The 1,279-nt window shown below is 61.7% G+C and carries 1 pseudogene; it reads left to right on the top strand.

Annotated features, from left to right (window positions below):
- Nucleotides 1-102 precede the first annotated feature (102 nt).
- Nucleotides 103-1,279 (top strand): annotated as a pseudogene (locus AC1EJR_RS27260) (hypothetical protein); the annotation flags it as partial.

The following is a 1,279-nucleotide window of genomic DNA, read 5'->3' as shown; positions in this document are numbered from 1 at the left end:
GTCGGGCCCCGCGMCTTCATGCCGCCTTCCGCGCCGAACTTTGGTGGACGCGTAGGGCGGACCGATGCCACCCAATCAGCCTGCCGCCGCCGCAGCCCGGACATGCAGGMCGCCATCATCGCACTGGACGACCCGGCCGGCGTTGCGCAGGACCTCGCCGCCCTGATCCACTGGCATCAGGAGCGCTTGCTGGACACGTACGTGCCAGCCGGCAAGTACGACAAGAAAAACGGCTACGGCAACTATCCCACCACGCACCGGAATCTGGCTGCACTGGATGGTGCCATCAAGTCATTCCGGCAATCCAATGATGAAAAGGTGAAACTCCAAGTGTTCCACAAGGCGGATGTCCTTGCGGACTACCTCAAGGTCAGCTACGAAGTTGCGAGCCAAGACACGGCGTCGCGCGGGGGAATGGCGGCACCGCCGGACACACCGGAAGACGTCAAGAGAAAACAGGAAATGGATGCGGCGATCCGGAATCCTTCGCCGCAGACGATCCAGTCTGCCCAGAATGAATCGTGGGGCGAATATCTGCGCCGCTTCAAGTCGGAACTCCATAGCGCGTGGCGCAATGAGTTCAAAACGCAGTCTGACGCGCTCCAGGCCCAGCACGTCGAACCCCTGGCGAAGGCCCACGCCGCGTGGATGCGGAGCAACCTGCTCGCCAACAAGCTCGACTGCACGCACGATGGGAGCAATGCGCTAAGCGGCGACGCCTACGCGGAGACCTTGCAGCGATGCATCGCCACAACCCAGCAAATCGAGGGCTGCGCCATGGTTTACCTCCAATGGCTCAAGGGTGACATCACCGATAGGAGCAATCTGCTACTCCGAGGGCTGGTATTGCGGCAGGACACACTGATCCGCGAGATGGCCGCCATGCCACTGGACCCGGCAAAGTTGCCGTGGGCAACGCGGATGGATCAGTACCAGCAGCACATGCAGGCGCTGCTCAAGCCCGCCTGGGATGCGAAGGTGAAGGCGGCGATGGCGCAAGACGAGGTGGACAAGGCGAAGGGCGATTACGGCCGTGCATATGGTGAACTTATCTCGATAGCGGCACTGGAGGACCGGAATTTTGCGGACAATCCCTATTATCAGAAGGTGAAGGCAGCCCAGGAGCGTGTCAATGCCGCAGAGGAAAAAGCACGCGCCGCGAAGCAGGAAACCAATGGAAAGCTGCTACCGGACTCCGTCGCCAGCTTGCTGGTTCACGTGGCCGCTCCAATCGCCACGGCCCTGCGCGAATACAACAACAACGCCGCCGAGCGCGCGC

It is taken from the genome of Cupriavidus sp. 05T42 (genome assembly GCF_056396345.1).
Note: the sequence above shows the minus strand (reverse complement) of the source record. Positions and strands in the feature narration are given on the sequence as shown.